Annotated in this window: 3 protein-coding genes; 2 read left to right on the plus strand and 1 reads right to left on the minus strand. The window is 70.3% G+C overall.

From position 1 onward, the window contains the following. Nucleotides 1-989 (plus strand): ArsR/SmtB family transcription factor (locus GUY60_RS36055; protein ID WP_161705667.1); only part of this gene is annotated, 989 nt, incomplete at its 5' end. A 60-nt stretch (nt 990-1,049) separates the two neighbouring features. Here GUY60_RS36055 and GUY60_RS40120 read toward each other — a convergent pair. Continuing rightward, the gene (locus tag GUY60_RS40120; RefSeq protein ID WP_446697014.1) at nt 1,050-1,280 is read right to left on the minus strand and encodes a hypothetical protein; all 231 of its coding nucleotides are present in this window, start codon (nt 1,278-1,280) and stop codon (nt 1,050-1,052) included. A 1,511-nt stretch (nt 1,281-2,791) separates the two neighbouring features. Between GUY60_RS40120 and GUY60_RS36065 the strand changes: the two genes are divergently transcribed. Further along, a complete protein-coding gene (locus GUY60_RS36065) occupies nt 2,792-3,232 on the plus strand; it encodes an SMI1/KNR4 family protein (RefSeq protein WP_161705669.1) in 441 nt (146 codons plus the stop codon). Nucleotides 3,233-3,398: the final 166 nt, after the last annotated feature.

Below are 3,398 nucleotides of genomic sequence, written 5' to 3' on the forward strand. Positions count from 1 at the left end.
TGGCGGGGGTGCTGCGTATCCACTTCAGCGACCGGGACTTCCGGTACGTGCAACTGGCGAGGACGGCCGACCCGATGTGGGAGGCGTTCCTCGGGCTCCATGTGCTCAACACGCCCCCCGGCTGCCTGCCCGCGCGCCTCCGTCCCTGGCGCAGGCGCGCGGCGGAGCGGATGCGGCAGGGCGAACTCCGTACGACCTGCCGCCTGTTGCTGGACCTGGCGCCCGTCGACGCCGCCTACTTCCCCGACTTCCTGACCCCAGCAGAGTCCGAGGAGGGCCTGACCGAAGCGGTACGGGCGCTGCGCGCAACCCCCGCGTCCCGCGTGGCCAAGGAGCTGCGCGAGGCGGCACGGCACCGGCCGCTGCCCGCCTGGACCCGCAGGCTCGCCGCCGGCGACCGGGCCCTGCTCGACCGGGTCGCCGACGCGGTCCTACGGTTCCACGCGGAGCTGATCGCCCCGGACTGGAGCGAAGTCGAGGCCTTTGTCGCCGCCGGCTGGGAGGAGCGGGTCGAGGCCCTCGACGGCGGCATCGTCGGCGTCCTGGACACGTTCGCGCCGTTCGCGTGGCGGGACCCGGTGCTCAGCACGTCCTATCCGGTCGACGCCGATCTGCACCTGCGCGGCCGTGGCGTACGGCTTGTCCCGTCGTACTTCGGCTACATCGCGCCCATCGCCATCGCCGACCCCAACCTGCCGCCGGTCGTGGTGTATCCGGTCGGTGAGCGGAGCTCGGGGTGCGATCGGCCCGGCGTGCGGCACGCGGGCGCGTTGGCGGCGCTGCTCGGGGCGGGGCGCGGCCGGGTGCTCGGCGCGCTGACCGTCACGCACACCACGGGCGCCGTCGCCGCCCGCCTCGGTATGCCCGCCTCCACGGTCAGCGGCCACCTGAAAGTGCTGCGGGACGCGGGACTCGTGGCTAGCGAGCGCAAGGGACCGCACGTGCTGCACCGCCTCACGGGGCGCGGGCGGCACCTCCTCGACGGCTGACCGGCGCGGCACGGTGGCGGCCGGCTGCCACCGGTGCGCGGGCGGCCGTGCGGGCGAGCCTCAGCGGCGCGTGCGCGCGGCCTTCGCCTCCCGCGGCGGCGGGACGAACTGCAGCTCCAACGCAGCCGGGGGAGCGGCGACTCCGGGGCCTCCGGCCGTCACCCAGGCGATCAGTTCCTCCGTGCAGTCGTCGTCCATGGCGAAGCCGATCCAGGTGGCCTTGCCGCCCGCCCGCCCGCCTGCCGCCCGGCCGTCGAGGGCTGTACGACGACGACGTTGGCCTGGTGGCACGGCCCGAGGCAGTCCGAGACGCGCACGGCGACCCGGCCGTCCGAGTCGGCGGCGGCCGCGCGCAGCCGGTCGAGCTGCCAGTCGTGGTCGATGCCCGGGTACTTGCGCGGATTGCCGCAGCGGCACCCCCGGCACACGATCAACGTGCAGGGCCGCGAGGCCGCCGCACCGACCCGGAACGTACGCCGCGGGCTGCCGCCGGACACCGTGTTGCCGTTCACTTCGGGGTCGAGCTTCGGGGCTGTGTGGGCGGAGCCTCTCTTGGCACCGACCCGTGGATCCGTATGCGTACCCCCTGATCTCATCAGAGCCGGGTGCGGGCGCGGCCGCCGGGTCGGCCCGTGGACGGGCCGCCACTGCGGTCGTGCGTTCGAGTGGGGACAAGTCGACCGCGTGAGCGGAGAGTTGCCGGCCGATGGGGGGCGTGGGGGCCGTGGGCAGGCTGCGCGCGACGGGGCTTCGGGGACGAGAGGAGTGCGGGACTCGGTGGGGTTGAGCCCTGCGGTTCGCTCGGTCTGATTGAACCAATCGAAACGGCCAGCGGGGTATTCCAGATGGAGGGGAGTCGCCTGCCTCGGGATGGTGCACCCGAACCTAGGCACCTTCAGGCACGGTGACGAGAGCCCCGGCGTCCGCGCGGCGCCGCGTTCGGCGGCGTCAACTTCGGTGAGGACGCGGGCGCGGTCCTGATGCCGATGCCGGGCATGGACATCAAGCAAGCACCTGGTGGGCCACCCCTTCGAGCCCGTCACCGCGCCCTACGGCAGGCACCACGCAGGGGCCGCACTCCAGCACGGAGTGCGGCCCCTGAACCGATCTGATCGAAGTCGTGCCCTACGGTGCCTGCCCCGCCGTGCGACTGCGCCACGGGCACTTAAGGGAACTTTCGTGGCCCGCCGGTCAGTCGAGGCACATTCCCGCGGCGCGGTACACGTACTTCCCCGAGGCCCAGCCCTTTACGCCGGTGGTGTTGTTGATGACGTACACGCAACCACCCGACTTTTTCTGTGCCTTGAATCTGTGCGATTTATGCAGCACACCGCGGGCTGTGGACTTCGACGACGGGTGCGAACGGATCTTCACCGCACTCGTACCGTGTACTGCCCAGGGACCGGGCCCGGTGCAGTAACTACTCGTGGAAGCGGGGGTCGCAGTCGGCATGGTGGCATGTGCGGCGGACGCGGCGACGAAGGGAAACGCTAGGGCCCCCAGGACGGACGCGGTAACGGCTATACGGGAAGTGCGCATTGGGAACCTGACCTCGTGAAGCGGAAGCGGATGTCCAGAAACTGGCCGCACTTTTCGGTGCTGGCCGTGTCCAAGAGTCAGGAGAATTCGCAGTTTGGTGAGGCCGGATGATTGCTTTACGATGCGCCCCCGCTTCGAGGCAGTTCTGTTAGCCCTCACGTCTTCGGGCTCGGTGGGCTCCCGCCCTCGGGTGCGTGATCGGCCCTCGTGCCTGTTGGGTAAGCTGAACAAAGTAATGTCACGGCGGCCGAACTCCACTCCCTATGACCTGTGAAGAGATTTTCCCTGCGGCTCCTCCGAGCCGCCTGACCGAGCTGGAGCAGCGCCTCGGCGCCAAGCTCCCTGATGCTTACCGCGCCTACTTGGGCACTCAGGACGGCGGTGCGCTGGCTGGCTACAACAACGTCGGCATCGAGGTCATCTTCGGAGTCGGCGAGGTCCCCAGGTGGGCGAGCCTCTGGCGTTCTCTGGATTCATCGGGGGACGTGATTCCCGAAGGCTGCATTCCAGTGGGCGCGGATGGAGGTGGCGGTTTGTTCCTGCTGGCCGTGACCGGTGAGGATCGTGGTGCCGTCTGGTACCAGAGCAGCGAACTGGAAGAGGACGATTCGGGTGTGGTCTTCCCAGTGGTCCGCGATCGACTCGCAGGCACCTGGGGGGAGTTCCTGTCGTCGATCGGGCCGCTCGAGGATCGGCGTACTTAGAGGGCTCTGTACTGAGAGCAGGAAACCCGGGCTCCTGACCAGGTAGTACGGCAGGGGCGCCTGCGGAGACGGGCACGCTCGACGACCCTCAACCGGCCAAGGCAGCCTGGGCGATGGCCCCGCCCTGACGACGGCAGTGATAGCGTCCCGGGCCATGCCCGCCCCC

Source organism: Streptomyces boluensis, assembly GCF_009908195.1.
Taxonomy (GTDB): Bacteria; Actinomycetota; Actinomycetes; order Streptomycetales; family Streptomycetaceae; genus Streptomyces; species Streptomyces boluensis.